This is a genomic window from Nocardia aurantia (assembly GCF_009604425.1).
Lineage (GTDB): Bacteria > Actinomycetota > Actinomycetes > Mycobacteriales > Mycobacteriaceae > Nocardia > Nocardia aurantia.
In genome coordinates, this window is sequence record NZ_WEGI01000011.1 from 187,088 (window position 1) to 211,034 (window position 23,947).

The 23,947-nt window shown below is 67.3% G+C and carries 20 protein-coding genes; 13 read left to right on the top strand and 7 right to left on the bottom strand.

Translation table 11 applies throughout. From position 1 onward, the window contains the following. The first annotated feature begins 15 nt into the window (after window positions 1–15). Genes NRB56_RS25215 through NRB56_RS25225 form a run of 3 tightly spaced genes read left to right on the top strand, consistent with a single transcriptional unit; the run spans window position 16 to window position 6,588 of the window. Window positions 16–1,161, top strand: coding sequence for a DUF2398 family protein (locus NRB56_RS25215; RefSeq protein ID WP_153346364.1), 1,146 nt, complete (start codon window positions 16–18; stop codon window positions 1,159–1,161). Beyond that, window positions 1,158–5,366 (top strand): TIGR02680 family protein, encoded by a 4,209-nt coding sequence (locus NRB56_RS25220; RefSeq protein ID WP_319943500.1) that lies wholly within the window; start codon window positions 1,158–1,160, stop codon window positions 5,364–5,366. Before NRB56_RS25215 ends, NRB56_RS25220 begins: the two co-directional genes overlap by 4 nt. After that, the gene (locus tag NRB56_RS25225) at window positions 5,359–6,588 is read left to right on the top strand and encodes a TIGR02679 domain-containing protein (protein ID WP_153346368.1); all 1,230 of its coding nucleotides are present in this window, start codon (window positions 5,359–5,361) and stop codon (window positions 6,586–6,588) included. Before NRB56_RS25220 ends, NRB56_RS25225 begins: the two co-directional genes overlap by 8 nt. Here the strand turns inward: NRB56_RS25225 and NRB56_RS25230 are convergent. Then, on the bottom strand, window positions 6,552–6,764 hold the full coding sequence (locus tag NRB56_RS25230) for a hypothetical protein (protein ID WP_153346370.1): 213 nt from the start codon (window positions 6,762–6,764) through the stop codon (window positions 6,552–6,554). The two genes, NRB56_RS25225 and NRB56_RS25230, sit on opposite strands and share 37 nt — an antisense overlap. Window positions 6,765–6,904: 140 nt before the next feature. Between NRB56_RS25230 and NRB56_RS25235 the strand changes: the two genes are divergently transcribed. Then, window positions 6,905–7,435, top strand: a complete 531-nt coding sequence (locus NRB56_RS25235) for a hypothetical protein (protein WP_153346372.1) — start codon at window positions 6,905–6,907, stop codon at window positions 7,433–7,435. Between the two features lie 69 nt (window positions 7,436–7,504). On the opposite strand, the gene NRB56_RS25240 is transcribed toward NRB56_RS25235, so the two are convergent. The 3 genes from NRB56_RS25240 to NRB56_RS25250 form a co-directional block, all read right to left on the bottom strand. Continuing rightward, window positions 7,505–7,942, bottom strand: a complete 438-nt coding sequence (locus NRB56_RS25240) for a PIN-like domain-containing protein (protein ID WP_153346374.1) — start codon at window positions 7,940–7,942, stop codon at window positions 7,505–7,507. After that, window positions 7,939–8,562 (bottom strand): DUF433 domain-containing protein, encoded by a 624-nt coding sequence (locus tag NRB56_RS25245; protein ID WP_153346376.1) that lies wholly within the window; start codon window positions 8,560–8,562, stop codon window positions 7,939–7,941. Before NRB56_RS25245 ends, NRB56_RS25240 begins: the two co-directional genes overlap by 4 nt. 116 nt (window positions 8,563–8,678) lie before the next feature. Continuing rightward, complete coding sequence (locus NRB56_RS25250) at window positions 8,679–9,005, bottom strand: hypothetical protein (RefSeq protein WP_153346378.1); 327 nt, start codon at window positions 9,003–9,005, stop codon at window positions 8,679–8,681. Window positions 9,006–9,262: 257 nt separating this feature from the next. Between NRB56_RS25250 and NRB56_RS40240 the strand changes: the two genes are divergently transcribed. From NRB56_RS40240 to NRB56_RS25265, 3 genes are all read left to right on the top strand, one after another. Further along, the gene (locus tag NRB56_RS40240) at window positions 9,263–10,822 is read left to right on the top strand and encodes an alpha/beta hydrolase (RefSeq protein ID WP_153346380.1); all 1,560 of its coding nucleotides are present in this window, start codon (window positions 9,263–9,265) and stop codon (window positions 10,820–10,822) included. Window positions 10,823–10,830: 8 nt separating this feature from the next. Then, the gene (locus NRB56_RS25260; RefSeq protein WP_153346382.1) at window positions 10,831–11,427 is read left to right on the top strand and encodes an LppA family lipoprotein; all 597 of its coding nucleotides are present in this window, start codon (window positions 10,831–10,833) and stop codon (window positions 11,425–11,427) included. A gap of 85 nt (window positions 11,428–11,512) precedes the next feature. Continuing rightward, entirely contained in the window at window positions 11,513–11,875 is a 363-nt protein-coding gene (locus NRB56_RS25265; RefSeq protein ID WP_153346384.1) for a hypothetical protein, read from the top strand. Window positions 11,876–12,096: 221 nt separating this feature from the next. On the opposite strand, the gene NRB56_RS25270 is transcribed toward NRB56_RS25265, so the two are convergent. Then, window positions 12,097–12,792, bottom strand: coding sequence for a glycosyltransferase (locus tag NRB56_RS25270; RefSeq protein WP_194290985.1), 696 nt, complete (start codon window positions 12,790–12,792; stop codon window positions 12,097–12,099). A 90-nt stretch (window positions 12,793–12,882) separates the two neighbouring features. Between NRB56_RS25270 and NRB56_RS25275 the strand changes: the two genes are divergently transcribed. From NRB56_RS25275 to NRB56_RS25285, 3 genes are read left to right on the top strand one after another with little or no spacing between them, the layout of a single operon-like run. Continuing rightward, window positions 12,883–14,112 carry a hypothetical protein gene (locus NRB56_RS25275; RefSeq protein WP_153346388.1) on the top strand — a complete coding sequence of 410 codons (1,230 nt, stop codon included), beginning with the start codon at window positions 12,883–12,885 and terminating at the stop codon, window positions 14,110–14,112. 2 nt (window positions 14,113–14,114) lie between these two features. After that, window positions 14,115–14,591: a helix-turn-helix transcriptional regulator gene (locus NRB56_RS25280; protein ID WP_153346736.1), complete on the top strand. Its 477-nt coding sequence runs from the start codon at window positions 14,115–14,117 to the stop codon at window positions 14,589–14,591. Beyond that, window positions 14,588–15,844 (top strand): type II toxin-antitoxin system HipA family toxin, encoded by a 1,257-nt coding sequence (locus NRB56_RS25285; protein ID WP_153346390.1) that lies wholly within the window; start codon window positions 14,588–14,590, stop codon window positions 15,842–15,844. Before NRB56_RS25280 ends, NRB56_RS25285 begins: the two co-directional genes overlap by 4 nt. 232 nt (window positions 15,845–16,076) lie before the next feature. Here the strand turns inward: NRB56_RS25285 and NRB56_RS25290 are convergent, their stop codons facing one another. Both NRB56_RS25290 and NRB56_RS25295 read right to left on the bottom strand, forming a co-directional pair. Further along, a complete protein-coding gene (locus NRB56_RS25290) occupies window positions 16,077–18,200 on the bottom strand; it encodes an MMPL family transporter (RefSeq protein WP_153346392.1) in 2,124 nt (707 codons plus the stop codon). Between the two features lie 179 nt (window positions 18,201–18,379). Beyond that, window positions 18,380–19,423: an iron-siderophore ABC transporter substrate-binding protein gene (locus tag NRB56_RS25295; RefSeq protein WP_153346394.1), complete on the bottom strand. Its 1,044-nt coding sequence runs from the start codon at window positions 19,421–19,423 to the stop codon at window positions 18,380–18,382. Between the two features lie 123 nt (window positions 19,424–19,546). On the opposite strand from NRB56_RS25295, the gene ctaD reads away from it, so the two are divergent. The 3 genes from ctaD to NRB56_RS25310 all read left to right on the top strand — a co-directional run bounded on the left by ctaD (window position 19,547) and on the right by NRB56_RS25310 (window position 23,936). Next, window positions 19,547–21,283 carry an aa3-type cytochrome oxidase subunit I gene (gene ctaD / locus NRB56_RS25300; protein ID WP_319943501.1) on the top strand — a complete coding sequence of 579 codons (1,737 nt, stop codon included), beginning with the start codon at window positions 19,547–19,549 and terminating at the stop codon, window positions 21,281–21,283. Window positions 21,284–21,462: 179 nt separating this feature from the next. Beyond that, on the top strand, window positions 21,463–22,689 hold the full coding sequence (serB, locus tag NRB56_RS25305) for a phosphoserine phosphatase SerB (protein ID WP_153346398.1): 1,227 nt from the start codon (window positions 21,463–21,465) through the stop codon (window positions 22,687–22,689). Window positions 22,690–23,075: 386 nt separating this feature from the next. Continuing rightward, window positions 23,076–23,936 carry an aminoacyl-tRNA hydrolase gene (locus tag NRB56_RS25310; RefSeq protein WP_406603528.1) on the top strand — a complete coding sequence of 287 codons (861 nt, stop codon included), beginning with the start codon at window positions 23,076–23,078 and terminating at the stop codon, window positions 23,934–23,936. Window positions 23,937–23,947: the final 11 nt, after the last annotated feature.

Here is a 23,947-nt window from a genome sequence, read left to right on the forward strand (position 1 = left end):
GCTATCGTTCAGTACATGGGCGGGACCAGGGACGAGGTTGACCGGCGGCGTGCATTCGTGGGATTGCTCGCCCAGCCGGTGCTCGATCGGCGCCGGGACCCGGAACTGTTCGGCCTGGTGCGACATCCGGGGCATCGGCCGGAGCTGTCCCACTGGTTCAGCTCCCGGCTCGGCTACCGGCTGGTCGTCACCGACACCGGCGCCCGGCTGTTCCGATTACCGTTGGGGGACACGGTGATCGCGCCGCGCCGCGTCGAGTTGCCGCCGCGGCGGGCGCTGGTGCTGGCGCTGCTGGCCGCGGCGGCGGCCGAGGACGCCGAGGACATCACCACCACCCAGGACCTGTCGGATCGGGTGCGGGTGCTGACGGGCCGCGACGACGCCGGACTCACCGCCTACGATCCGGATCGGTTCGCCGAGCGGAAACTGTTCGCGGCGGCGGTGAAGCTGCTGCTGTCGACCGGCGCGCTGGCGCCCGCCGATACCGGTGGGGACGAACAGCGCGACGGGTGGGCGCGCCGGGTCGACAAGATCGGCGGCACCTACGAGGTGCGGCGAGAGATGTTGCTGCGCATGATCGATCCGGCCGCGTTCGCGGCGGCCCTGGGTACCCGCGGTCCGGCGATCACCGAAGGCGCCGAACGGTTTTCGGTGATGCGGCGGATACTGGAACTGCCGGTGTGCCTGTACGGCGACCTGACCGAGGCGCAGCGGGCGTATCTGATCCGGCAGCGCAGCCGAATTGTGGCCTGGTGCACCGAGATGACCGGCTGGGTGGTCGAGCAGCGGGCGGAGGGGCTGGCGTTGATCGCCGCCGACGAGGCCGACACCGACCTGCCGTTCCCGCGGTTGCGGGCGATCGACTTCGTCAGTTTGATGGTGCTCGACGAACTGTACCGGCGCCGCGACGACACGGATACGGTGAGCGAGGCGGATCTGACCGCGGCGGTGACGGAGGTCTCGGTGCGGCACCCCAAGTCGATCACCGCCGAGATCGTGTCCGACACCGCCCGGCGGGAGCGGGCGCTGGAACTGCTGCGGGCACTGGATCTGATCCGCCCGGGCTCGGGGCCGGACCGATGGCAGCTCACCCCGATCGCCGCCCGGTACCGCGATCCGCGCGTCGTGGCGATGACCGCTCGATTGGAGGACGCACCGTGACCGGGACGCTGGACCGCGCTGGTCTGCAGGATGAGGCAGCCTGGTTGTGGGCCGCGCAGAACGGCGGGCTGCCGGCGCCGGCCCGGACCCGCTGGCAGCCGCTGCGGGTCGGCATCGCGAACCTGTGGGAGTACGACGACGCCGAATTCTGGTTCGCCGATGGACGTTTGGTGCTGCGCGGCGGGAACGGCGCCGGCAAGACCAAGGTGCTGGAGCTGACCACCCTGATGCTGCTGCGTGGCGAGATCGCACCGTCGGTACTGGACCCGTTCGGTTCCCAGCATCGGACCATGCGGTTCAACCTGCTGCCCACTGGGGACGGTGACGATCCGCGGCCACCCGCGGACGCGGGCCTCGGCTACGCCTGGGTGGAGTTCGGCCGCCGCGACGACGACGGGACCGAGCATTTCTTCACCTGTGGCCTCGGCGCGTCGGCTCGGGCCGGCACCGGGTCCACGCCGGTGAGCACCTGGCATTTCGTCACCCGATTGCGGCTGGGACCGGATTTCCGGCTGATCGGCGACGGGCGGGCGATCGAGCAGAAGGATCTGAAGAAACTCGACGGGATCACCATGCCGCCGAGCGCCGCCGCTTACCGGGCCCGGCTGGCCGACGAGCTGTTCGGACTGGCGCCCGAGTCGTACGACAACCTCACGGAACTCCTCAAACAGCTCCGCAAGCCGAAACTGGGCGAGCGGCTCAACCCCGCCAGCCTGGCCGCCACTCTGCGGGATGCGCTGCCGCCGTTGGCCACTCACGAAGTCGATCAGCTCGCCGATGGCTGGGAGCATCTCGAACAGCTGCGGTCTGCGATGCAGCGCACCGAGGATGCCGCCACCGCGATAGCCGCGTTCGTCCGGTCCGGCTGGCGGCCTTGGACGCGAGTGGTGTTGCGCCGCCGGGCGGACGAGATGGCCGGTGCCACCACCCAACTGGACCGCACCACCGCGGACAAGAAGACGGCCGAAGGGCAGGTCGAGCGGGCTCGCGCCGAATTGGATTCGACGCGAACGGTATTGGTGCAGGTCAAGTCCGCGCACACCGACGCCGACGCGGCATTGCAGGAACTGCTGGAATCCCAGGCATACCAGGATGCGGTCACGGCCGCGGGGCGGGTGGAAAGCCTGCGTCGTGAAAGTGCCGCGCTGCGTTCGCAGATGACGGTGATCGCGTCTCGGGAGCAGCGGGAGCGGGACGCGGAGCGCAAGGCCCGGGACCGGGCCACGGCCGCACAGGACGAGACCGTCCGGGCCGGCGCCGAAGTCGACAGCGTGGCACAACTGCTGACCGGCACGGCGGACGGGGCCGGGCTGGCGGGAGCGCTCGCGCGGCATCTGCCGGGCCGCGATGCCGATGCCCTGCACGGCGAATACCATTCCAGGACCGAGCGTTTCGAGCAACTCCGGAAGCTGGATCGGCAGCAGGCCGAGGAGCGACGGCGGGCCGACCGGTCCGCGCAGGCCGTCGAATCGGCGGCCGCGGTGTTGCACGAGGCCACCGCGGCCGAGGATCGGGCCGGCAACGAGGTCCGGCAGGCCGCCGAAACCCTCACCGAGCAGGTGCGGGCGTGGGCGGCCGAGGCGTCGGTGGCGGTCTGTGCCGGCGAGCTGCCCGGCCGGTGGTACGACCTGATCGCGGACATGACCGTCATCGACGACGAGGGCACGAGCCCGGCGCAGCCACCGTCGGTGACCGAGGCCATGCGCGCACATATCGCGGTGTTCCGGAAGACCTGGACCGAGCGGGCCGAAGCGATCCGGCTCGAGCGGGCGCCCGTGGCAACCGACCGGGCGGCTGTGGCAGCACGGCTGGAAACCGCCCGGCGGAGTACGGAGTCCGAGCCTCCCGAGCCGGTGTCGTGGCAGCGGCGACACCGGCCCGCACTCACCGAGAGCCGTGGTGCACCGCTGTGGCGCCTGGTGAATCCGGCAGCGAGCCTGGATGTTTCGGCGCTCTCGGTGCTGGAGGCCGCGCTGGCCGGTTCCGGACTGCTGGACGCCTGGATCTCGCCGGACGGATCGATCGACTTCGCATCGACGGATATCGTTGTGCCGATCGGTGATCCGGCCGCCGGGCCGAATCTGTCGTCGGTCCTGGAGCCGGTTTCGGCCGGTGGGGTATCCGCCGGGGTCGTCGCGCGGATTCTGGCCGGTTTCGGCTGGCGCGAGCGCGCCGATGCGGCGGCGGACGGCGATTGGTATGCCGCGGACGGAAGTTGGCGGCTCGGTGGACTGACCGGCCGATCCGCCGCCCGGACTCCGGCCGCATACCTCGGCGCGGCGGCACGGGCGGCGGCACGAGCGCGGCTCATCGCGCAGCTGGAAAGCGAAGTGGCCGAACTGGATCGGCGGATCGAGGAGCTCGACGAGCAGCTCGGCGCCGCGAACACCGCACTGGCACGATTGGACATGGAAGCCCGCACCGTTCCGCTGGCAGGCGAACGCACCGTGTTCGACGCGGTCAGTCGGTGGGCGGAACGCTGCCGATCGCGGCTGGCGCACACCGCGGCACTCACCACCGCGGAGAGCATCCACAACACCGATCTGAGCCGATTGGACAATGCGCGAGCCGCATTCGCCGACTACGCCGGCACGCACGGTTTCCGGCTGACCGACCTCGACGTCCAGCAGCACGCGCTGACCGGATTCGGCAATCACCTGACCGATTATCGGCATGCCCTCGACAAACTGCGCTGGCTGGAGGACGCACTCGCCGATGTGCTGGCCGCCCATCAGGACCGACTCGACGCCCTCCGGGCCGTGCAAGCCGAACGGGACGCCGCCGCCACCCGGTTGCGCCAGTCGGAAGTCAGACTCGGCACCGCGGAACAATCCCTCGGCACCGGTGCCCGTCAGCAACTCGACCGCAAGAAGGACCTCGAACAGCAGCGCGCGAGCCTCGCCGAACAGATCGAATCCCATTCCGAGCATTTGATCAAGGCCCAGTCCGCGCAGCTGACCGCCGAGAATGTGCTCGAAAGCCATGAGCAGCGGCGCGCGGAGGCCGAGCAGCGGCGCGATGCGGCGATGACCGCGCTCTGGGAGGCGGTCGACGCGGGGCTGGCGCGCACCCTGGAATTGGAACTGCCGCAACGCCGCGTGGTGCAGTCGGCGCGGGAACTCGCGGCCGCGATCCGCCGCACGATCGAGGTGAAGGCCGAGGAGGCCGATCAGTCCAGGGCCTGGGGCGCCTGCGTGCAGAAGCTCGAGGAGCTCCGGCAGGCACTGCTGCCGTCGCAGGACGCGCGGGTACTCGACGAGGACGACACGCTGCCCCGGGTGGAGATCCACAGCGATGCCGCGCACGGCTTCGAGCTGCCACCCGATGCCGCCGATACCCTGGCGGAACTGGTTCGGGGACAACGGGAGAGCTACGACGCGGAGCAGCAGCGGGTACTCGCGACCCTGCTCGGTTCGACCTTCATCGAACATCTGAAGGACCGCTTGGACTACACCACTCGCACTTTCGCCAACATCAACACGCATCTCGTCTCCCATCCGACCAGGCAGGGGCACGCGGTACGGGTGGTGTGCGAAGCGGACCCGTCCGACCCGGACGCGGAGGCCGTCGTCGGCGCCCTCGGCCAGGGGTACGCCGAGTTGTCGCCGGAGCGGCAGGAGATGGTGCGAGAGTTCTTGTCCCGCAAGATAGATCAGGCCCGCAGCGACGCTGCGGCCGAAGGCGTCGCGGACTGGAAACAGCAGCTCACGCGAGCGCTCGACTACCGCGGCTGGCTGAAGATCACGCTGCAGTACCGGCCGGGATCGACCAGTCGATGGTCGCTGTTCGACGCGGCCCGGCACGGGGCGAAATCCGGCGGTGAGAAGGTGGTGCTGCTGTCCCAGCCGCTGTTCGCCGCCGCTGTCGTCGCCTACGACGCCGCGGTCGCGCACGCGCCCCGGTGGGTGTGGCTGGACGAGGCGATGACCGGGGTGGACACCCAGATCAAGGCCTCCTTCATGGGCCTGACCGTCGACTTCGAACTCGACATCATGCTGACCGCCCACGACGAATGGTGCAATTACGAGACCGTACCGGCGGTCGCGGTGTACGACCTGGCTCGCGAACGGCACCTGCCGGGGGTGGATGTGCTTCCGTACCTGTGGTGCGGCGGGACACTGACCACCCTCGACGTCGAACGGCTGGGGTTCGTCGCCGGCGCGGTGGCGCCGGACGAGGGACTGTTCGGACTCGGCGATGAATAAGCCGGTGCCGCAGGGCCTCCGGGACTGGGCGGCGCTGCCCGGGCCGGCCAGGGTGCTCGACGCCGTCCGCCGGCGGGCCCAGCGCGGTGGTCGACTGGATCGCGGGAGCCTCAGTGTCACATTGTCTTCCGACGAGCGCCGGCAGGTGGGGCGGCTGCTGGGGACGGCATGGGAGGTGTCCCGTCGGCCGGTCACCTTGTACGCGTTGGCCTCCGGGCTCGCCGGCCACGGGTACACCGTGCGGCCGTTCGTCGAGACGCTCGACGGTGAGCCATTGGTCGATCGCCGAGAGACCCGGGATGCCGAACATCTGGCAGCGCAACAGGAAAGCACGCGGGTCCTGGAAATACTCGATGCCGCCGGGGTTCCGCCCGAGGTGACCGAGCGCTGGCTGGCCGATCGGAGCATCCCCAAGCCCGGCAGCGGGCGGGCCGCCGGACTGGCGGAACGAGTGGCGGCGGTGTGGGCCCGATTGCCTTGGGAGGGACCGTCGTTGCGGCTGGCACAATTGGCGGCCACCGTCACCCACGACGCGCACGCCCTGGACTACGACACCGAACTGGGGCGAGCGGTGGCCCGGCTCATCGCGGTGAAGACCGGTATCGCGCGGCCGGCTCGTCCCGGGCGCGAATGGCGCGCGGTGTGGTCGGCTGCCGGCGTCCGCTGCGATACGGTGTCGTCCCGGGTGCTGACCTTGAACCTGCCGCTGGACATCACCGCTGGTACCCGGCCCGGCGCCCCGGTCTGGCTGACGCTGCGGGACCTGTTGCAACCGTGGCATTTCGAGCCGTTACCGACGCGGATTTACGTATGCGAGAACCCGACTGTCGTCGAGGCCGCGGCGGACGAGTTGGGGGAGCGCTGTGCGCCGCTGATCTGCACCGATGGGGTGCCGGCCCTGGCCGCCTTGGACCTGATCGCCGGCGCCGCCGACGCGGGCATCGAGGTATGGGTACGGGCGGATATCGACACGGCGGGATTCGTCATCGTGGATACCGTGCGGACGGCTGCGCCCGAGGCCGAACCGTGGCGTTTCGATATCGGCACCTACATCGGGTATTTCGGTGCGGGCGAGGGAGATTCGCTGGCAGAAGTGCACAGATCGACGGGGCGGGATCTGCACGAGGAGTCGGTGCTGCGTGAGTTGATGGCGGATCTGGCCGAAGGTGCCGCCGATCCTCCGCCTCAGGTCGGCAAGTGGTCCACGAACAACCCGATGTAGACCCTGTCCTCCTCGATGGCGAAGTGAACGCGGTTCCGGGTCGGCTCCAGCTTGGCATGCCACTCGCAGACGATCGATCGGTCCCCGAACCGGACCGTTCGTCGTCGCATCGCCGCGCGGTTGGCATGCGTGTTGGCGCTTTCCGGGGAGCAGACCACCTCGGCCACGACGCTCATGTGTCGGACTCTCGCATGTGACTCTCGCTGTTGTGCCCAGATCCGAACGGCGTGGTCGTTCAGGCCACTCAGGTTCTCGATGAGTTGCGGCCATACCTCGGGCCGAAATCTAGTCCTTGGTGGCATCGGAGTTTTACGAAGTGAATCTCATGACTTTCCTTCGCGAGCAGATGGCTGATCCGAGCATGATCGCGGATACGGCACTGGATTTCAACCCTCTGGAAGAGGATGATGGCCTTCTGGAGGCGCAGGTGCTCGACATTTTGTACGAGGTCGCGGCAGGTGTCGTATGGATTTTATTGGATTGCCGCGGAGCGCTTCACGTCGATGAGGGGAATGCCGCCATTATCGCATTCGAGTCGATCGAGCACCTCGAATGGCGGGGAAATAGACGGTCCGGTTGGTATTCGCATATAATCCTGACTTCTAATTGCCGGGTCAGTGGTTCGAGTTTGTCGTTCGAACTCGGGCTGAATCCCCAGTCACGTCTGGTGGTGACTGCGGGGCATGGAAGGCTTTTTGTTGGAGATGTGCCAGGATGTGATGATGCCCCGCCGGACTTCACGGAAGACGATGATCGGACTATCCGTGCAGGCTTGGCCAATTGGCAGTCGCGATTTATGCCTGCATACTCAATATCAGTGGGAGATGGAGCTTCGAAAACCGATTGAACCTCGAAACTGAATTAGCGGCCACAGCAGCAGCGCCGTGGCCGTAACAATTCGACTCGATTACTCGAGCTATAGATCTTCCGTCAACTTGAATGCCTGCGTGAAATTTCGTTCAAGCTTCCGCAACAGGAACAACTGGGGCTGAGTCGACTGCTCGAGCCTGTCCAGTACGAACGGCAACCCATGGATCAAGGCCGCGGCTGGACCGGCGAGGACATGGTAGCCGCGAGCCTTGGTCTCCAAATGGACACCGAGCCAGTGCAGGCCGGCATCACGGCACGCCCGGCGCTCGAGCGGCCGTTTCATCTGGTTGATGTCGCCAGTGACAAAGACATTCACCCTCGCCTGCGCGGCCAACGGGAACAGAGCAACATCCGCCACACCTTTGGCGTCGATGTTCTTCACGCCTATGAACTCATGCGGCTGTTCGCGCTTCTTGCTCGTGAAGATCGATTCGAGGTGCTTGGGCAACGTCTGGTCGAGATTTTCGTCGAGGAAGAACTTCACGCGGTATGGCCGCCGATTCTCTCGATCTGCTGCTGGAAGCTCACGGCGTCGGCCACCGCCTCAGCGTCTACCCCCGGATAAAACCGCTTGACCTCGGACGGGTCTATATCGCCACCGGCAACCAGGCGAGCGATGGTGTCGAACGGCACCCGAGTGTCGGCAATGGTCGGCCAACCGCCTGCTCGAGCCTCGCGGACTTGCAAGTGTGGCCGCGGCCGCCGGAAGTCGACGACCCTCTCCTTGCGGAGATTGATGAATGGCGCCAGCACATCATCGAGTTCGACCAGCACTTGCTGGCCCGGTCGGCGAACCAGGTCGGTCGCGCCGTCGTCCTCGACCAGGAAAATCGAGTCATGATCGGTCACCAGTTTGTACCGGGACGGGTGATCGGTCAGGTCCAGGTTTTTCAACGACCGGAACGCTCTGCGGACCTTCTGTAGCGATACTTCACCGCGTAGCTTCGCCATTGTGCGGAGGGCGACCACATCGCGGAAGGAGTACAGCGTTGGACGAACTCCGTGCTCGGGGACGAGCAGCGGGGACGGACCCCGACGCCAGTTTCGGAGCTGCGATGGAGTAACCCCCGACAGTGCTGAGGTGATATCGGGTGGGAATGACATGCCCGAGACTCCTCGTTCGCGTCGTAGTCGGCTGGTGGACCGAGATGATCGTGGACCGTGCTTCAGTATGAACTACAACCGCCCCCGCTACTACCACCCCGGTCCTCCGGTGCTGTTCAGGGATGGTAATTCTCGTGAACCCAGGCGCAGCCGTCCACCTCGATGACCTCGCCGGCTTCCAGCCGGACGTAGCCTGGTCCGTCGTAGGACTGGATGTCGGTGGCCGCGGAATCGCGGGCGCCGAGGTAGGGCAGCCAGGTGATGAAGCAGTAGCCGTGGTCGTTCGAGAGGGGGCCGTCGGTGTGGTAGAGGCCCGGCAGGACGTCGGTGCCGACGACCTGGGTGCCTTCGTTGAGCCAGGTTCGCGGGTCGGCATGGGCCGGGCCGGCTGCGAGAGCGGTGGCGGTGAGGGCGCCGAGGATGGTGGTGATGGTGCGGATCATGGTGTGCTCCAAGTGAATCGGGTGTGATTGTCAGACCGTGCCGGATTCCGGCCAGCGGTGGATGGGGGCCGGCACCGGCGCGCCGTGTGCGGTCGCCGGGGCGAGGACGGCGAGGGCATGGATGCCCGGGGTGATGGTTCCGTCGCTGCGGGCCAGCAGCCAACCGCCGAGAGCGAATCGCCCGGATCGGGGCGGGGTGGCGTGGCGCCGGTGCGAAGGCCGCGGAGGCCGCCCGCGCGCTGGCGGCCGATCTGGCGGTGAACCACATCGGGTCGGCGCTGCTGACGCTGGCCGACCGGTACAACTCCTATGGTGCGCAACTGGATGCGACGAGGTCCGCGCTGTTGCCGATCGTCGACCACGAGATACCGGACGCCGGGATGACCGTGGACGAGGATGGGAATGTGACCGCGCCGAAAGTCCCCCTCGGGGTCAACGGTCAGGGCAGTCCGATGACCGCGGTGCTGGTCCAGCAGATCCTGCAAGCTCAGGCCGACAGTCTCCAGGTACGCGTGAAACACTTGCTGACCCAGTTCGGTGAGACCGAAACCACAGCGGCACAAGCGATCACTACCAGCCTGCGCGACCTCGATGCGTACGAGCAGCACCCCGACGCCGCACCACCACCGGCCGGCCGGGTGCAGGCCATACTCGACGGCACCGCCCAGCTACCGGCCGATCCTGCAGCGCTGCACGACTTCTGGGACACCTTGACACCTGCGGAGAAGGACGCTCTGTGGCAGCACGACCAGTACCTCGGTAATCGCAATGGCCTGCCCGCCACCGATCGGGACCACTACAATCGCATCAAACTCGACGACGAACTCGCCCGCGCCCGAGCCGGAGACCCGGCGGTCGCAGGCAAGCAGCGGGACTTGCAGGCGATTCAGGACACAATCGGGAACAAGCCGGATCGGATGCTTCTATTGTTGGACACGCAAAGTGGTGCCATGACGCACGCGGCGGTTGGCATTGGGAATCCGGACCTTTCGGCGAATGTTTCCGTGTCCGCCGGTGGACTGAATACCAGTGTCGGCAACTCACTGGGGAACATGGTTGGCGAAGCTGCCAATATCAGACAAGTCGCGCAGAGCCAGCTTCGCAGGCTACCGCAGGGCGATCCACGACAGAGTCAGCAAGTGGCAAGTATTGCGTGGATTGGTGCGGATCTGCCGCAGGCCGGTCTAGACCATCCAGGAGATTATGTCGATGTGGCCGATGATGGGATGGCTCGTCGGGGTGCCCCGAAGTTGGCGTCGTTCTATGACGGGCTGGGGGCCGCTCATGATGGGAGTATGCATTTGACTGCTGTTGGGCATTCGTACGGTTCGTTGATGACAGGTCTGGCGTTGCAGGAGCCTGGCCGGCATCCTGTCGATGATCTCGCTGTCTACGGTTCTCCTGGATTGGATGTCTCGACGTCTCACGCCCCGTTGCTGGCCGGCCTCCCAGATGTGGTGGACAGATCGGTGCCCGAGCAACTCGGACTGCGGCCCGGTCACCTGTATGAGATGAGCGCGCACGGCGATCCCGTGGCTCATTTCAATGCTTTCGGTCCCAGCCCGGACAATATTTCGGCGTTCACGCATCTGGAGACTGGTGCCACGATCACCAGCGACGGGGTGCATCGAGAAGAATCGGTGGGACATTCCCAATATCCGCGAGTGGGCGGCAACAACCAGTTACGAACGTCGGGCTGGAACATCGCCGCCGTGGTATCCGGGGCTGACCGGCCGATTCAGGTGAACCCTGGTGGTGGCCCGCTCGAAGTTTCCGAACGATATGCGCACGAAATCGTCCACTGGCTGACTTCCTAGGTGACCGAATGAACCGTATGGGTAAATATGTGACCGCGACAATGATGGCAGTCCTGATACTCATGGCAACAGGATGTGGTGAGATGCTCGATGATCCGTACAAGGCGACAGGGCCTGCCGAGACCTCGAAAGCGGCAGGGCAACTCGTCCCGTTGCCCACACTGGAAGAGACTGAGGGGCAGGTCGAGCGGGTAGTCGAAGAGCTCGCATCGTATATGAGTTCGTTAATTCCGGGCCTGGCGTGGACCTGGATGGATGAGCGATCGCCGGCCGATTGCGATCCCCCCTACGATCGAACGCAAGGGCAGAAGGTATTCCTGCGGAATTTCGTTGGTTCTGCTGATATTCCGGATGCGGTGTGGCCGGCGGTAGTTGCTCGTGCTCGGGAACTGGCTGCCGGTCTGGGTGCTACCAACAGCGAGTCGATGGTCGACAAGCCCGGTGATCACGATGCCCGTTTCTACAGCGCTGAAGGTACGAACTTGTCGGTCGGTAGCAACGGCAGTGCCGTCATCAGCAGCAGCACCGGTTGCCGGTTGCCCGCAGCGGTGAAGTCTCAGACCGGCACGGCTGAGCCGCCGTCCTCGGGGCAGCCCACGCGATGAGCGACTGTAGGTCGCTGTTCCGCACTTTACCCGGATCGAACGTTTCGTCATGACCCGGCTACACGGTGGAAGGGAATGAATACCGTTGTCAGGCAATGATTCCGAGCAACTCGGTAGCAAGGTGCAGCGAGCCGGGCGGGCGTTGGAGCAGGTTCGGGGCGTCGGTGTCGTCCAGGGTGTGCAGGTGGTCGTGGACAGCGAGAATCGGTTGCTGTCGGTGTCGACTCCCGATGCGGGGTCAGTGCTCGCCGCGTACCGGGCCGCTGTCGCGGACAAAGACTTTCGGGCCGAGAGTGCGCTGATGGAGCTGCGGGACGATTCGCGGGTCGCGGCAATCTTCACCTTCACGGGTACAGATCCGGAACCGGCGCCCACTCGTGCGGTGCGGGAGCAGGATGCCTACGAGGAACTCGACAGCACTTCCGCTTGGCGGGACAGCGGCTGGTAGTTGATCCGGATCGGCCGGTGACGCGGCGTGGGTGTTACCGGAGTGGTTCCCGGCCGTGCGGTGCTCGATGCATCGGTATTCGTCAGCGACGCCAGGTCATCTCGCTGGTCTCGACCTGGCAGCGGCTCTGGTGATGAGCCGGCGAGGGTATCGACGACCTCACGGCTGGTGTGGTGCCGCCCAGACCGGTCCCGTCAGTAAAGTGCGGCAGCGCTGGTGAATCAGCCGTAAATGACTCCCCCCCCCCCCTCGAAATCCGTGGTTTTTTTGGAGCGCTGCGCGCGGTGACGGCGGTAGCGCAACGTGACGGTGTCGAGGAGCGCGGCGGGGGCCAGCGCCGAGGCCGACAGGAGGAGCGCGGTGTCCTCCATGCCTTCCAGGCCGGCCCAGCCGCCGCAGGTGAGCAGGAGGTTGCGCTGCCACATCACGCCGGCCGGGTGGATCGGTAGCCGTTCGTGGGTGGTCCAGTATTCGAATATGGTTCCGCGAGTGGTGAATCCGGGCGGGAGGGGGATCGGGAAGTCCACCAGTGATCCGGAGTTGAGGAGGTCGCGGGCCGGGCCGGCGGCGAAGCCCGCGGTGGGGTGTTGCTGGAGCGCGGAGGACAGGGCGGTGAGGGCGTCGGGTTCGAGTTCGTCGTCGGCGTCCAGGTTCTGGATCAGGGAGGCGTGGGTGCGGCCGAGGGCGACGTTGCGGGTGACGGCGGGGCCGACCCGGATTCCGTTGGCGGCCACCTCGACTCGGGGGTCGCCGGCGGCGCCGCAGGCGACGAGTGCGGGCAGGGCGGCGGCCTCGGGGCCGTCGATCTGGACCAGCCAGCGCCAGTCCGGATGGGTTTGGGCGCGTAGGGATTTCCATGCTGCGGAGAGGAAATGGGCGTAGGCATCGTGTACCGCTGTGATGACCTCGACCCGCATGGCGGTCAGTCTGCCATTGTCATGATCATCGTGGCGCGGGGTGTGGTAAGCAGGCAGCGACGGCGTTGGCATCGGAGGGCAGGGGTCGGGATGGATCACGCATCGGTGGAACGAGCGCTGGCCGCACTCGCGGTGTCCGGATCGCGCAAGTTGGACAGTGATTGCGATCGGCTGGCGCGCGGGTATGTTGCCGAGGGGGTCGAGCCGCAGTTCACCGTTCCTTCCGCGGATTTCGCGACCGATCCGTATCTGATCTGTGCGGATCGGTACTGGAACTTGCGGTTTCGGGATTCGCCGTCGTTGTACACGGCTGTGGACTGTGCGGGGTGGCTGACGGAGCACGTCGCGGCCGATCATGCGGAGGCGGTGCGGGAGAAGTGGGCGATGGGTTACGCGTTCATCACCCGGGACACCGTGGATTCGGCGGGGGAGATCGCCGACGCCACCGCCGATATCATCGCCGCCGATCGCACCGGTGAGCGCGCCTACTTCGCGACGCTGTATCACGCCGGGAAGCTGCGTGCCGATTACGCTTTCGACGAACTGGCGCAGTTCCTGGAGTCCTCGCCGTTGTCGGTGTCGATCAGCCACAGTTATTGGGACAAGCCGCTTTTCGTCGCGCTGCGGGCGCTGGCGGCGTTCGGTAGCAGGCGGATCACGGCCGAGCACGCGCGGTCGCTGTTCGAGACGGCGTGGCAGGCGCCGGGTCGCACCAGGGAGGCGGTGGACGTCGCGTTGAACGGGGTGGCGATCAGTGTCGAATTCGCCGGGCGCGGTGAGCTTTTGCGCACGCATGCCGCGGAGGCGGTGGCACTGTATCCGGACGATCACATCTTCGCTTATCGGCTGGCGATCGGGCAGCGGCTGTGTGGTGATTACGATGCCGCGCTCGACAGCATCGGCGCGGCACTGCGGAAACTGCCCCGGGTGGGGTGGCGGGTCAGTTACGACCTGTTGCAGCAGCAGTATCGGCTCGAGGAGCAGATGATCACCTACGAGCGGATCAGCGCGCGACATGCCGACGAGATGCGTACGGCCGCAGCGCAACACGGCCGAGAAGTCGCCGCTCTGACCGAGCGGTACCGGGCGGAGCTGCGGGAGCTGGCCGATTCGACCCAGCGCAACCAGTACCGTTCCATCGAGATGGTGGCTCTGTTCGCCGCGATGATCGCCTTCGCGGTCGGTTCCCTCAACGTGACCCTCAGTGGCGCGCTCAGTCTGCCGGGCCGGGTCGGCCTCATCGCCGAACTGGGTGGTGGGCTGTTGCTGTTCAGCGTGACGATCCTGGCCGGCGTCTGGTGGATCACTCGGCGCAGGTGATCATGGGGGCGGTTCGAGAGGTGGGCCGCGCGGGCTATCGCTGTTATTGTGCTGTTAAGCGCGGATTTTGTGACTGGGGTCACTATGTCAACGCTTATCGTTGCCAGGAGAGTGATAGCCTGACTCGAATTCGTCGTATTTCGTGTCAGTCGTTCGTGCAGGGAGGTGATCGGGTGACTCGGCCTCAGCCTCGTCGGCGGGCCAGAACGGATGTCGGGCCGCTGACCGAATTCGCGGAGTTCGTGGCGAAACGTCGGCACGCTCTCGGGTTGACGCAACTCGACCTCGCGGATCTGGCGGACGTCAGCATCTCGACCGTCCGTAATGTCGAGGCTGGCCGGATCTCACCGACGCTCGATGTCACGCTTCGCGTATTGGACGCCCTCGGCTCCACGCTCGTCGCCATGTCGCAGGCGTCCGCGACGGTACTTCCGGCTGGCGCGGCTGATCTCGGTACCGATCGGAGCGCTCGCCGATGACCGCTTTTCCGGATCTGGGTTCACTGCGGGCGATCGATGCGGCGGATGTGTACAAGGCCGGGCTCCTTGCCGGACAGCTCCGGCGGGCCGGTGAGGTCGTCGAATTCGCGTACTCCGACGCCTATCTGGCCGATTCGTCGGCGCCACCGGTGGCATTCACCCTGCCCAAGCGGGCCGGCCGGTATTCGGCCAGCGGAGGTTCGGTGCCGCCGTTCTTCGCCGGACTGCTGCCGGAAGGGTTGCGGCTCAGTGCGATCACGACTGCGGCGCGCACGAGCGAGGATGATCACTTCAGCCTCTTGCTCGCGGTCGGCACGGACACGATCGGTGATGTGCAGGTGGTTCCGGCCGGTAGCCGACCGGCGGACCCGGTGCCGATGTTCGATGGCGCCGACACCGCCGAGGCGGACTTCGAATCACTGTTCTCCCAGGCGACTTCGGCCGACGCCGGGGGTGTCGACCGTGCGGGACTGCCCGGTGTGCAGGTCAAGGTCTCCGCGCAGATGATCTCCACGCCGGTGGCGACCACCCGTGGGCCGGCCATTCTGAAGCTCAATCCGCCGGACCATCCGTGCCTGGTGGAGAACGAGAACTTCTTCCTCGACATGGCGGCGGCCTGTGGGATTCGGGTTCCGCGTCACCAGCTCGCGGCCGACGGTCGCAGGCGCACCGCCCTGTTCGTCGATCGCTTCGATCGAATCGTCGAACGCAACGGTGTCCGAAAGTTGGCCCAAGAGGACGCATGTCAGGTCAGCGGACGGTATCCGGCCGCGAAGTATCGAATCTCCTTGCAGGAAGCGATGAAAGCTCTTGCCGACGCGGTGACCGCCGGCGGCGGGTCCTACCCGCTGGCGATCGTCCGGATGTTGGAGATCGCAGCCTTCAGTTACCTGATCGGGAACGGTGACCTGCATGGAAAGAATCTCTCCATCGGGCAGAAGCCCGACGGGGTGTGGGAGGTGACGCCGGCTTACGACCTGTTGACGACTCAGCCCTATCTGTCCTGGAGTGATCCCATGGCCCTGTCGCTGTACGGCCGGGACGGGAAACTGGCCTACCGGTGGTGGATCGATGCCGCTGCGCGTCTCGGTGTCGCCGAGCGCGCTGTCCAACGCGGTCTGGCGCGTATCGTCGATGCCGCCGAACCGTATATCGACCGGGTCTCGGACATCGGCTTCGACGAGAAGGCGACGCGGCGGCTGCAACGGATGATCAGCGAGCGGCGGGATGAGCTTCGCTCGCCTGCCCGGTGACGTGGGTGTGCCCGTCGGTCTGTCCGAACCTGGTCGACTCTTATCCTCAGTATTCTGACGATAACCGGCTATATCGTGATGTGCATCATATTATGGGCGCTTATCGTCTTTATGGTGATGATAAGATTTCCGATCAATGGCGGGTCGGTGGATCGCTTTGTGGGACAACCGGTCACGAGAATGCAGAGGCTCTCCGTGCGGGCACGGAGAGCCTCTGCCGGTGTGGACCGGATCAGTTCAGGGCCGGGACCGGTTCTCGTTCCGGGTCCGGGTCCCGGCGGCGGGAGAGGGGGCTGGGCCACCAGATTCGGTCGCCGAGGTCGAGGTTGAGGGCTGTGACGAGGATCGAGCGGACTATCAGGGTGTCCAGGAGGACGCCGATCATGATGACCAGGCCTACTTCGGCGAAGGCGACCATCGGCATGGTGGCGAAGACCGCGAAGGTGCCTGCGAGGACCAGGCCGGCGGAGGTGATCACGCCGCCGGTGGCGGAGAGGCCGGTGCGGGCGCCGCGGCGGGTGCCGTGGGTCTTGGCTTCTTCATGGACTCTCGACATCAGGAAGATGTTGTAGTCGATGCCCAGGGCTACCAGGAAGACGAAGGCCAGCAAGGGGAGTGCGGGGTCGGCGCCGTGGAAGCCGGCGGCGTGGAACACCAGGGTGCTCAGGCCGAGGGCGGCGAAGAAGGACAGGACCACCGTCAGGGTGAGCAGGACGGGGGCCAGGAGGGAGCGCAGGAGCAGCATCAGGATGGCCATCACCACGAGCAGGACCAGCGGGACCACTACTCGGTTGTCGTGTGACGAGGCTCGTTCGATATCGGTCCGGATCGCGGTGTCGCCACCGACTTTCGCGTCGGCGCCCTCGATGGTGTGGAGGGTGGTGCGTAGGCGGTCGATGGTGGCGCCGGCGGCGGGGCTGTCGGGGGCGTCGGTGAGGGTGGCCTGGATCTGCATCAGGTCGCCGCTGGTGTGGGCCGCCGAGGGGGCGGTGACGCCGGGGGTGGCGGCTATGGCGGACGAGACCTCTTGTAGTCTGGCCGTTTTCGCTATCACGATTACCGGGGAGCCGGTGCCCAGGTCGAAATGTCTTGCCAGGGCTTCGTTTCCGCGGACGGCGTCGGTGGTTTTGGTGAACGCGTCCTGGTTGGCGATGCCGGTGTTGTGCAGGCCGGTGACGCCGAAGGACAGGGCCAGCAGGGCCGCGCCGGTGCCGATCCAGACCGCGCGGGGGCGGCCGGCGATGAAGTCGCCCATGCGGGACCAGATTCCGGTGGCGGTGTGGTCCGCGGTGCCGAAGTTCGGGTGGCGGGGCCAGAAGATCCAGCGGCCGGGGATCACCATGAGGGCGGGCAGCAGGGTCAGCATCGCCAGGAGGGCCACGGCTACGCCGATCGCGCAGACCGGGCCGACGCCCTTGGTCGAATTCAGTTCTGCCACAAGGAGAACCAGCATCGCGATGATCACCGTGGTGCCGCTGGCGAGGATCGCGGGGCCGGCTCGGTGCAGGGCCACCGCCATGGCCTCGTGTTTGTCCTCGTGGCGGCGGAGTTCCTCGCGGTAGCGGGCTATCAGCAGGAGGGCGTAGTCGGTTCCGGCGCCGAAGACCAGGATGGTGAGGATGCCGGCGCTCTGGGCGGTGACGGTGAGGCCCATTCCCGTCGCGCTGTAGACGGCGCTCATCGCCACCGACAGGGCTCCGCCCGCCGCGATCAGGGGCAGGATCCACAGCATCGGGCCGTAGGTGAGCAGCAGGATGACGATCACCACGGCGGCGGTCGCGTACAGGAGGGTGCCGTCGATTCCCTTGAAGGCCGCGGAGAATTCGGCCCCGTAGCCGGCGGGGCCGGTGGGGAGCATCGACAAACCGGGTGGATGGGGGCCGGCGGCGTCCTTCAGTTTGCCTACCGTGGCGCCGATGGTGTCCCAGCCGCCGTGGCCCACCGGGATCGGGACCAGGACCTCCATGGCCTGGCCGTCCTTCGAGGGGACCGGGCCCACTATCGAGGCGGCGGCCACGCCGGGGACCTGGGCGAAGCGGGCCGTGTCGGCGGCGGCCACCGCGCGGTCGGTGTCGGTGAGGCCGGCGGCGCGTTCGTAGACGAAGACGACCGGGACCTCGTCGGCGCCGCCGAAGCGCTGGCCGAGTTGGTACGCCTGGGTGGATTCGGCTGCGCCGGGCAGCCATTGGATGTTGTCGTTCTTCTCGGCGCCGTTCAGTTTTCCGGCGAAGCCGCCGAGGGCGACGATGGCGATCAGCCACGCGGCCAGCACGATCCATTTCGTGCGGCGGCCGCCGGGGATGCGTGCCAGGCGGCTCGCCAGGGTGGTCGAATCGGGGGCAGGGGGAGCGGACATGAGGTCTCCGTCGCAGGCAGCGTCCGATGAGGTCGGCTCGATCGTAGGATCGGCGGCGCTGCGGGCGGCACCCTGAAATCGGGAATCCGGGTGAACCCCTACCTACCCTGAAACACCCCTGGTGCCAATGAGATTCGAGTGATCATCCCAGGAGTTCGGCAACCCGGGGGCGATCGGAATCAGTCGGTGACGTAGCCGTTGAGGGTGCGGCGCAGATCTTCCAGGATCGCGCGGGCGGCGGTGATGCCGGAGCCGTGCCAGATGGTGTCGTCGACGGCGAATTCGCGGCGGTCGGCGACGGCGCCGAGCTTCTTCCAATCCTTGCTGTGCATAACGGATTCGGCGTGTTCGCGGCCGGGGGTGCCGTCGAACATCAGGTAGATGAGGTCGCCTTCGACCTTCGCGCGTTCGGTGTCGGTGCCGAGGGCGGTGACCGAAAAGGAGTGTCCGCGTTGCGCGACGGGGCGCTGCACGCCGGTGTCGGTGAGGACGGCGGCGGCGAACGTGTCGTCACCCTGGACCTGAATGTCCTTGTCGGTGAAGCGAATCACCGAGGCCTGCGAGAAGTTGGCGGCGATCGCGTAGCCGGTTTCGCGGGCGGTGGTGCGGTAGTCGTCGAGGGCCTTCGCGCCGGCCGCGCCGCGGCCCAGGGCCGTCGCGTATGCGGTGAAGCGGTCCTGCCAGTCGGCGCCGGGGTCGACCAGGACGGTGGGCGCGACGGCTTGCAGGGCGGACCGGTCGCCGTCGCCTGTGCTGCCGAGGATCAGGTCGGGGTGCAGGTCGGCGATCTTCGCGGGGTCGGGGCTGCCGACCGTGCCCACGCCGGGGGCCTTGGCCAGGCCCGTGCCGAGGTAGGCCGGTTGCGGGGACGGGCCGGAGAGGGTGGCCGCGCCGGCCACTCGTTCCCACAGGCCCAGCGCGCAGACCGCGTCCAGGGCGGCGGTGTCCAGGACCACGATGCGCTGCGGGTCGGCGCCCGGTTTGTCGGGGGCGGTGGGCAGTGGGCAGGCCTGGCGGGTGTCGCGCTCGATACCCACCACGGCCGCGCCGGCGACATTGGTGGTAGTGCGGACGATCGAACTCTCGGCGTCGGTGGTACCGCCGGCGCAACCGGCCAGCACTCCCGAGACCAGCACCGCGAGGGCCGCGCCGGCGGTGGCCCCGCGGCGGGTGCTGTTGCGCGCTCGAGTGTTTCGGGTGTGGTCGACCTCGATCACCGGCATGCGGGGGAGGGTACACGCGGACCCGGTGACACCCAATTACGACACAGAGTAGGACCCGGCGGGAGGCTTGCGGCAGCACGGTTTACGATCTGTCGTAGCGCAAGCCGACCGTCAGGAGGATCAGTGACTGCTGTAGAGCCTCAGCCAGTCCCCACGTTGGAAGCGACTCGGCCGTATCCGCAGCGTCTGGGTCCGAAGGGTTCGTTCATCTACAAGTGCGTCACCACGACCGATCCCAAGGTCCTCGGTGTGATGTACCTGGTGACGGCGATGTCCTTCTTCATGATCGGCGGCCTGATGGCGCTGCTCATGCGCGCCGAACTCGCCCGCCCGGGCTTGCAGTTCCTGTCGCCGGAGCAGTTCAACCAGCTGTTCACCATGCACGGCACGATCATGCTGCTCTTCTACGCGACCGCGATCGTGTTCGGCTTCGCCAACATCGTGCTGCCGCTGCAGATCGGCGCCCCCGACGTGGCGTTCCCGCGCTTGAACGCCTTCAGCTACTGGCTGTACCTGTTCGGCGCCACCATGGCGACCGCGGGTTTCATCACCCCCGGCGGCGCCGCGGACTTCGGCTGGACCGCGTACACCCCGCTCTCGGACATCGTGCACTCGCCCGGGGTCGGCGGTGACCTGTGGATCCTGGGCCTGGCCGTCTCCGGTCTGGGCACCATCCTCGGCGGCGTGAACATGCTCACCACCGTGGTCTGCCTCCGCTGCCCGGGTATGACGCTGTTCCGGATGCCGATCTTCACCTGGAACATCGCCGTGACCAGCGTGCTCGTGCTGCTGGCCTTCCCGCTGCTGACCGCCGCGCTGATGGCGCTGGCCTACGACCGGCACCTGGGCGGCCACATCTACGATCCGGCGACCGGCGGCACGCTGCTGTACCAGCATCTGTTCTGGTACTTCGGCCACCCCGAGGTGTACATCATCGCGCTGCCGTTCTTCGGCATCGTGTCGGAGGTCTTCCCGGTCTTCAGCCGCAAGCCGATCTTCGGCTACACCACGCTGGTGTACGCGACACTGGGCATCGCGGCGCTGTCGATCGCGGTGTGGGCGCACCACATGTACGCGACCGGCGCGGTGCTGCTGCCGTACTTCTCCTTCATGACGTTCCTCATCGCGGTCCCGACCGGCGTGAAGTTCTTCAACTGGATCGGCACGATGTGGCGAGGTCAGCTGACCTTCGAGACACCGATGCTGTTCTCGGTCGGCTTCCTCGTGACCTTCCTCTTCGGTGGTCTGTCCGGCGTCATCCTGGCGAGCCCGCCGCTGGACTTCCACGTGTCCGACACCTACTTCGTGGTCGCGCACTTCCACTACGTGCTCTTCGGCACGATCGTGTTCGCCACCTTCGCGGGCATCTACTTCTGGTTCCCGAAGATGACCGGCCGCATGATGGACGAGCGCCTGGGCAAGTGGCATTTCTGGGCGACGATGGTCGGCTTCCACACCACCTTCCTGGTGCAGCACTGGCTGGGCGCGCAGGGTATGCCGCGCCGGTACGCCGACTACCTGCCGACCGACGGTTTCACCACGCTGAACACCATCTCCACGATCGGCGCGTTCGTGCTGGGCGCCTCGACCCTGCCGTTCATCTGGAACGTGTTCAAGAGCTACCGGTACGGTGAGGTCGTGACGGTCGACGATCCGTGGGGTTACGGCAACTCGCTGGAGTGGGCCACCACCTGCCCGCCGCCGCGGCACAACTTCTACGAGCTGCCGCGGATCCGGTCCGAGCGTCCGGCGTTCGAGTTGCACTACCCGCACATGGTGGAGCGGATGCGCGCCGAGGCCCATGTGGGCTGGGGCAGCAAGTCGCATCAGCTGCACGAGTCGGAGAAGGTGCTGAGCTAGCACCCGCAAGGCCCTCGCGGCGGTCGTCTTCGGACGGCCGCCGCGCTGTTTTACGGACCGGTCGTCCGTCCGTCTCGAGGCGCTGCCCGGTGACCCGGTGCGGTCGCGCGGCTGACAGAATGACCGGGCCGACGTGCCCCCGCGCGCGGGGCGAGTTCGCGAGAAACGGAGTTCCAGACTTGGCCGAGCCCGAGACGACCGTGCTGGTCACCGTCACCGGCCCCGACAAGCCGGGTGTGACGTCGGTACTGCTGGCGGCGCTGTCGCGGCACGGAGTCGATCTGCTGGACGTCGAGCAGGTCGTGATCCGCGGCCGCCTCACCCTCGGCGTGCTGGTGACCTCGCCCGCCGACCCGGAGGATCTGCAGGATCAGCTCGAGGACGCCATGGCGACCGTCGGCATGGAGGTCGCGGTCGAGATCGGCGCGAATTCCGTCGCCGGCGCCCGGTTGTCGACCCATGCGGTGGTGGTGCTGGGCAGTCCGGTCACCGCGAAGGCGTTCAGTTCGATCGCCCGCGAGCTGGCGGGACAGGGCGTGAACATCGACGCGATCCGCGGGATCGCCGACTATCCGGTCACCGGCCTGGAACTGATGATCACCGTGCCGTCCGGCAGTCCGGAGGCCGAGACCCGGTTGCGCACCGGGCTGGCCGAGGTGGCCGCGCGGCGCAACGTCGACGTGGCGGTCGAGCGCGCGGGACTGGCCCGGCGGGCCAAGCGGCTGATCGTGTTCGACGTGGACTCCACCCTGATCCAGGGTGAGGTGATCGAGATGCTGGCGGCGCACGCCGGGGTCGAGGACGAGGTACGCCGGGTCACCGAGGCCGCGATGCGCGGGGAACTGGATTTCGCCGAATCGCTGCGGCAGCGGGTGGCTACGCTGGCCGGGCTGGACGCCACGGTCATCGACGAGGTCGCCGACACGATCGAGCTGACCCCGGGGGCCCGCACCACGATCCGGACGCTGCGCCGGCTCGGTTTCCGGTGCGGGGTCGTCTCCGGCGGCTTCCGCCAGGTGATCGAGCCGCTCGCGCACGAACTGGAGCTGGATTTCGTGCAGGCCAACACCCTCGAGGTGGTGGACGGCAAGCTGACCGGCAAGGTGATCGGCGAGATCGTCGACCGGCCCGGGAAGGCGGTCGCGCTGCGCCGGTTCGCCGCCGACGCGGGGGTGCCGATGGAACAGACCGTCGCGGTCGGCGACGGCGCCAACGACATCGACATGCTCAACGCCGCGGGCCTCGGCATCGCCTTCAACGCCAAGCCCGCGCTGCGCGAGGTCGCCGACGCGGCGCTGTCGCACCCGTTCCTGGACGCCGTGCTGTTCATCCTCGGCGTGACCCGCGAAGAGGTGGAGGCGGCCGACGCCCGCGACGGCCTGCTGCGCCGGGTGCCGCTGCGCTGATGGGCTCATCGGAATCCGACACCCGTCACGCCGCGTCGCCCGGCGGATCACCGGCGGACCCGGCGCACGGGGCGCCGTCCCGCCGCTGCGCCGAAGCCGCGTCGTCGGCCGACGGTGTGGTGCGACCGGGTGCGTCCGCCGCTTCGGTCACCGCAACCGAAGACGTTGAGGTGCAGGGCATTTCGACTGTGCTCGAGCCCGTCGCCGCGCGGGACGCTGTGACGGAGGACGCCTCGACCGAAAATGCCGTGGCGGAGGAGGTTCCGGCCACCCCGGCGGTCGCCGCAACCGGAGATGTTGCGATGGAGGTGGTTTCGGACGCTCCGGCTGGGCCGACTTCCTCGGCCGGAGGTGCCGAGCCCGAGAGTGCGTCGGGTGGAAATGCGGTGCCGGCGACCACCGATGTCGTCCCGGGTGCGGGGCCGGCGGGCAGGGTGTCCCTCGGCGTGGCCGCCGACGAACGGGCGGAATTCGCCGTCCGGCACGCCGAACTCGCGACCGGTTACGGCGGCGGTGGCGATCCCGACGATCCCGCACTCGTGCAGGCCATGCAGATGGTCTTGTACATGCCCAAGAACGGTGACGTGCCGGTGCGCAGCGCGTTGCTCGCCGCCGCCGCGTCGGCCGCGGTCGCGCTGTGCCTGGATCCTCGGGTCGGTCCCGGTGGGGAATGGGAGCAGCGGTATCTGACCTGGAAGCGGTCCCGGATTCGCAAGGTGGCCCGGCGTGCGCGAGGGGCGCAGTGGACGGCCGCCGGGGAGGCCGACGGGGTGACCGTGGAGACGGACGGCGCGCGGGCGCGGGCGCTGGTTCCCGGGCCTGTCGGCGCCATCGATCCGCGAATCCGCCGGTTGCAGATCGGCGGCACCGAACTGGAATCCGACCAGCCGGGTCCGCCGGATCCGGCGCTGCCCGTGCTGTGGGTGAACGCGGATCTGGGGATGACGGTCGGAAAGGCCGCCGCACAGGTGGGGCACGCGAGTATGTTGCTCGCGGGGGCGCTCCCGGTGGACGAGGCGTTCGCCTGGTCCCGGCGTGGCTTCCGGTGCTCGGTGCGTGACGCCGCCGGCGAACACTGGGCGGCCCTGTGCGATCGGGTGCCCGAAGGCACCGCCGTCGCGGTCCGCGACGCCGGGTTCACCGAGGTCGCACCCGGTTCCATGACGGTGATCGCGGTACCGGCCGCGCACCCGCTCGAAGTACCCGACAGTGACACGACATCCATTCCGCCCGAGAGTCACCGATGACACAGACCACG

Excerpts from the sequence above, each read along its gene's own strand:
- NRB56_RS25260 (WP_153346382.1), top strand. The coding sequence starts at position 10,831 with ATGAACCGTATGGGTAAATATGTGACCGCGACAATGATGGCAGTCCTG.
- NRB56_RS25245 (WP_153346376.1), bottom strand. The coding sequence starts at position 8,562 with ATGTCATTCCCACCCGATATCACCTCAGCACTGTCGGGGGTTACTCCA.
- NRB56_RS25250 (WP_153346378.1), bottom strand. The coding sequence starts at position 9,005 with ATGATCCGCACCATCACCACCATCCTCGGCGCCCTCACCGCCACCGCT.
- NRB56_RS25290 (WP_153346392.1), bottom strand. The coding sequence starts at position 18,200 with ATGTCCGCTCCCCCTGCCCCCGATTCGACCACCCTGGCGAGCCGCCTG.
- NRB56_RS25275 (WP_153346388.1), top strand. The coding sequence starts at position 12,883 with ATGGATCACGCATCGGTGGAACGAGCGCTGGCCGCACTCGCGGTGTCC.
- NRB56_RS25215 (WP_153346364.1), top strand. The coding sequence starts at position 16 with ATGGGCGGGACCAGGGACGAGGTTGACCGGCGGCGTGCATTCGTGGGA.
- NRB56_RS25225 (WP_153346368.1), top strand. The coding sequence starts at position 5,359 with ATGAATAAGCCGGTGCCGCAGGGCCTCCGGGACTGGGCGGCGCTGCCC.
- NRB56_RS25270 (WP_194290985.1), bottom strand. The coding sequence starts at position 12,792 with ATGCGGGTCGAGGTCATCACAGCGGTACACGATGCCTACGCCCATTTC.
- NRB56_RS25295 (WP_153346394.1), bottom strand. The coding sequence starts at position 19,423 with ATGCCGGTGATCGAGGTCGACCACACCCGAAACACTCGAGCGCGCAAC.
- NRB56_RS25280 (WP_153346736.1), top strand. The coding sequence starts at position 14,115 with ATGGGGGCGGTTCGAGAGGTGGGCCGCGCGGGCTATCGCTGTTATTGT.
- NRB56_RS25230 (WP_153346370.1), bottom strand. The coding sequence starts at position 6,764 with ATGAGCGTCGTGGCCGAGGTGGTCTGCTCCCCGGAAAGCGCCAACACG.
- NRB56_RS25285 (WP_153346390.1), top strand. The coding sequence starts at position 14,588 with ATGACCGCTTTTCCGGATCTGGGTTCACTGCGGGCGATCGATGCGGCG.